We start from the raw sequence: 4,176 nt of genomic DNA on the forward strand, positions 1-4,176 counted from the left end.
GAAAAAGTACTGTAACTTGTGCCATGGAGCGCGTATTTTGATGATTTGATACCTACAAAATACAGCCCTTTGGGCAGCACTCCATTTTTATGCCTCAGAAAAATTTATTTTGGACGGGTGTGGCCCAAAACCTTGGTTTTGAGCATTTTGATACAATTTGTTACTGTATCTATGCGGAGAGGGAGGGATTCGAACCCCCGGTACCTCTCGGTACGTCGGTTTTCAAGACCGGTGCATTCGACCACTCTGCCACCTCTCCTGTTGGAAGGGCAAAATTAAATAAACTCTTTGAATTGGCACAGCCAGTCCTGTAAATCTTGAGTATTTTCGTAACTTAGAAATATTAAGGGTTAAAAATCAGTGCGTTTTATGAAAAGATTGCTACTCATCATCGCAATGGCGGGCTTTTTCTGGTCTGCCCATGCCAAAAACATATCGGCATTCATGGATTTCGCGACCTTCTATGCAGATGGTCAATCTCCGTATGTCGAAGTGTACTTCTCCTTTGTCGGTAAGTCGCTCGATTGGCATCCTTCTGAAGGCGGATCGGGTTTCCAAAGTGCCGTAGACGTGCTCATCTCGGTGTCTCAGAATGACTCGGTCGTATTCATGGACAGTTACAAGCTCAATGGCCCGCTCATTGCTGACACTGCGGGATCTATCGACAACTTTCTGGACCAACAGCGCATACCATTGCCCAATGGAGCGTACAATATGTATGTTGAAGTTACCGATGCCAATAATCCGGAAAGCACCATAAACAGTAATTTGCCTATATGGATAAACTACGAGGACGATAAGGCGCGATTCAGCGACATTCAACTCGTCGAACGCTATGTTAAATCCTCCAAGGTCACGGTGATCACAAAAAGCGGGTACGACTTAATACCGCTACTCCCCTATTACAGCTACTACTATCCAGGCGAAGTAGACCAGATGAACTTCTATGCTGAGCTGTACCATATGGATGAAAAATTAGGAGCCGATTCGCCATTCCTTATTCAATATTGTATCGAATCAATATCAACCGGACAAATGGTTCCGCGCTTTGCAGGATTCCAGAAAGCAACCGCTTCCAGTACGAATCCAGTACTCCGATCCTTTAATATCGCTAACCTGGCTACGGGGAAGTACGCCTTGGTACTTGAGGCTAAGGATGCCGAGAACAACCTCGTTGCAAAGAATTCGATCTCCTTTGAGCGCAGCAATCCCAAACTCGATGTCAACCTCGAAGAAAATGATCTATTGGCCGTGTCGAATACCTTCGTTGAAACCATGACGAACCCTGACTCATTGGCTCAGTACATCGATTACCTATACCCTATTTCAGGACGGCTCGAAAGAAGAGTGGCGCAAAACGTGATCGCTCGACGCGATGTCGCTGAGATGCAGCGATTCTTCTACGGCTTCTGGAGTAATAGAGATAAATACAACCCAGAAGGGTTATGGGATATGTACTACGAACAAGTGCAGATGGTGAATAAGGTTTACAAAACGAGAATTCAAAAGGGCTATAATACTGACCGCGGTAGAGTTCACCTCCAATACGGTACTCCTGATGATCGCGACGGAAGACCATTCGAGCCGGGTGCCTATCCATATGAGATCTGGATGTACTACAGCTTGGAGCAGTATCAACAGCGGAATGTGATCTTTGTGTTCATGAATCGCGACTTGTCGACGAATGACTATGAACTCATTCACTCCGATGCCATCGGAGAACTCAACAATCCGAATTGGCAAATGGAGATCGTTCAGCGCGATGTCGCCAATCGCGACATGGACGCTACCGATGCTCCAACGCGATGGGGTTCATCCATTCAGAACAACATCATTATTCCCAATCGATAAGCACGGCTTTATTGCGTAACTTGCGCGGCGCAAATTGAATAGTACCCTTTGTCCTGTAAAGTAGCCGTTGTTATCCTAAACTGGAATGGTCGTTCGCTCCTCGAGCGATTCGTCCCGACCGTACTCGAACATTCGGGTGGCCCCGGAGTGGAAGTATACGTGGCAGACAATGCAAGCACGGACGACTCTGTAGCATTTCTGAAGGAGAATTACCCCGAAGTTCGAATCATACAGAACACCGAGAACGGTGGGTATTCAAAAGGCTACAACCGCAGCCTCGCTCAAATCAGTGCCGAGTACTACGTGCTGCTAAATAGCGACATCGAGGTTTCTCCTAATTGGATCGACCCGGTAATAGATTTGATGGAGTCGGACGAGATGATCTCGGCGTGTCAACCCAAGATAAAAGATCTCAACCGTAAAGACTATTTTGAGTATGCGGGGGCTGCGGGCGGATTTATTGATCTGTTCGGCTATCCATTTTGTCGTGGGCGTATCTTCAGCACACTCGAAAAGGATCAAGGCCAATACGACAAGGTCACTGAGATCTTCTGGGCCTCGGGAGCCTGCTTGTTCGTCAGGGCGAATGCTTTCCGAGAGGTGCGCGGACTCGATGAACACCTCTTTGCGCACATGGAGGAGATCGATATGTGTTGGCGGATGAAGAATCTCGGTTACCGCATCATGTACTGCCCCGATTCTCAGGTCTATCACCTGGGAGGTGGAACCCTGGAATCGGGAAGCCCGCGAAAAACGTTCTTCAACTTCCGAAATAACCTGTTCATGATCTTTCAGAACCTGCCACGGGAACGACTCATATGGGTGCTTTTTATTAGAATGGTACTCGACGGTATCGCCGCCTTCAAGTTCTTACTGGGTGGGCAGCCAAAGCACTTTTTACCGGTTGTTAAAGCCCATATCGACTTCTATAAAAATCTGAGAAAGTTGACGCAACGTCGACTCCGAAACGAGATTCGTTATCAGCGTATTAAGTTCTATAATGCGTACCGGGGAAGTATAGCCCTCGCCTACTTCGTAATTGGGCATCGTAAATTCTCCAAGCTCAAGAAAAGTCGATTCTATCGCTGAGTCTCGCTCAGTGCTTCGATCGCCAAACGGTAACTATCCAGCCCGAATCCGGTAATTACACCCAAGACCCCATGACTCAGGCGACTCTCGTGTCGAAAGGTCTCGCGGTCGTAAACATGAGATATATGCACCTCTATCGATGGAAGACCCACTGCACTTAGCGCATCGCCTATGGCCACTGACGTATGAGTGTAGCCTCCTGCGTTGATGATAATGGCATCGGTAATATTCAAGCAAGCCTGTACGGCCTCCACGAGCTCGCCTTCGTGATTCGATTGAAAACAGCTCAATTCGTGCTGGGGAAACCGCGACTTAAGGACATTCAAATAATCCTCGAAACTCGTGCTCCCGTAGACCTCAGGATTGCGAATACCAAGCAAATTAAGGTTGGGTCCGTTGATGATTCGTATCTTCATCGCGTTGGCTAAGATACGTTATGAAGTGGACTCCCGCGTTGAACGAGTACGAATCGTACCTCAAACTTGAAAAAGGCCTCAGCCCTCTTTCTGTGGGCGCCTATCGGCGCGATGTGAAACAGCTCGCCGACTTTTACCCTGAGCGTTCACCGCTCAAGCTCTCCATCCAAGAGCTGCGAGAATTTATCAATGAGTACGCAAAATCAGGGCGTTCGCCTCGAAGTCAAGCCCGACTCATCTCATCGATTCGCTCTTTCTACGGCTATCTCACGATTGAAAACCTCGTCGATTCTAATCCGGCCGAGTTACTTCAAGCCCCAAAAGTATCGCCTAAATTGCCCGATACGCTCAGCGTACAAGAGATCGACGCCATTATCGAGGCAGTTGATTTATCCTCCCGACAGGGAGAAAGAAACCGGGCGATTCTCGAGACCCTTTACGGTTGTGGTCTGCGGGTCACGGAGCTCATCAACCTGAAGATCAACGACCTCTATCCAAAACAAGGCTATGTAAAAGTGATCGGTAAAGGAAATAAGCAACGCTTAGTCCCACTGGCCGATATCACGTACAAGTTCATGCGCATTTATATTGAAGAAGTTCGCGTACACCTCAGTCCCAAAAAGGGCCACAAGAGCATCATTTTCCTGAATAACCGAGGTACTCGGCTTTCGCGAGTCATGATCTTTAAACTAGTGAAGGAAATGGCGGAGAAAGCCAGTATCCGAAAAAGTGTATCCCCCCACACTTTCAGACATTCGTTTGCGACTCATATGATCGAAGGGGGTGCCGATCTTCGCTCTGTTCAGGAAATGCTTGGTCA

4 protein-coding genes and 1 tRNA gene are annotated in these 4,176 nt (G+C 47.8%); 3 read left to right on the forward strand and 2 right to left on the reverse strand.

Annotation, left to right across the window (positions count from 1 at the left end; translation table 11 throughout):
• Positions 1-174 precede the first annotated feature (174 nt).
• Positions 175-259, reverse strand: a tRNA-Ser gene (locus J4F31_12140).
• Between the two features lie 110 nt (positions 260-369).
• Between J4F31_12140 and J4F31_12145 the strand changes: the two genes are divergently transcribed.
• Together J4F31_12145 and J4F31_12150 are read left to right on the forward strand one after the other, a co-directional pair.
• On the forward strand, positions 370-1,851 hold the full coding sequence (locus J4F31_12145; protein ID MCE2497302.1) for a GWxTD domain-containing protein: 1,482 nt from the start codon (positions 370-372) through the stop codon (positions 1,849-1,851).
• A 48-nt stretch (positions 1,852-1,899) separates the two neighbouring features.
• Positions 1,900-2,940 carry a glycosyltransferase family 2 protein gene (locus J4F31_12150; protein ID MCE2497303.1) on the forward strand — a complete coding sequence of 347 codons (1,041 nt, stop codon included), beginning with the start codon at positions 1,900-1,902 and terminating at the stop codon, positions 2,938-2,940.
• On the opposite strand, the gene J4F31_12155 is transcribed toward J4F31_12150, so the two are convergent.
• Positions 2,931-3,356 (reverse strand): 3-dehydroquinate dehydratase, encoded by a 426-nt coding sequence (locus tag J4F31_12155; GenBank protein MCE2497304.1) that lies wholly within the window; start codon positions 3,354-3,356, stop codon positions 2,931-2,933. The two genes, J4F31_12150 and J4F31_12155, sit on opposite strands and share 10 nt — an antisense overlap.
• Before the next feature lie 20 nt (positions 3,357-3,376).
• Between J4F31_12155 and J4F31_12160 the strand changes: the two genes are divergently transcribed.
• A partial coding sequence (locus J4F31_12160; GenBank protein ID MCE2497305.1) for a tyrosine-type recombinase/integrase occupies positions 3,377-4,176 on the forward strand: 800 nt, incomplete at its 3' end.

This window comes from Flavobacteriales bacterium, from assembly GCA_021296215.1.
Lineage (GTDB): Bacteria > Bacteroidota > Bacteroidia > Flavobacteriales > ECT2AJA-044 > ECT2AJA-044.